At 62.7% G+C, this 314-nt stretch carries 1 protein-coding gene; it reads left to right on the top strand.

The window, feature by feature from the left end; genetic code table 11:
* Nucleotides 1-20: 20 nt before the first annotated feature.
* Nucleotides 21-314, top strand: a 294-nt coding sequence (locus tag AB3X89_RS40445) for a tyrosine-protein kinase family protein (RefSeq protein WP_368588089.1), incomplete at its 3' end; no start/stop codon positions are given.

The raw sequence follows: 314 nt of genomic DNA, 5'->3' as shown, positions 1-314 counted from the left end.
AGCTGCTGGTGAGCGAGCGCATGCAGCAGTTCCTCGCGAAGACGAGCGACTACGACATCGTGCTGATCGACACACCGCCCGTGCTGGCCGTATCCGACGCGACCGCGCTCGCGGATAGCTGCGGCACCGTGTTGCTGGTGACGCGCTTCGAGACGACTTCCATCGCGCAGGTGCTGGAGGCGACCGCACAACTCAAGCAGGCGAATGCCCGGGTGAAGGGTGTGATCTTCAACGGGATCGATACGGACGTCTATCGTTACAGTCTGGGCGCGCGCGCCGGCCTCTATCGCAATGCTTCCTATCTCGACGCATTG

This window comes from Paraburkholderia sp. BR14320 (genome assembly GCF_040948665.1).
GTDB classification, from domain to species: Bacteria; Pseudomonadota; Gammaproteobacteria; order Burkholderiales; family Burkholderiaceae; genus Paraburkholderia; species Paraburkholderia youngii.
This window is presented reverse-complemented; position numbering and strand designations above follow the sequence as displayed.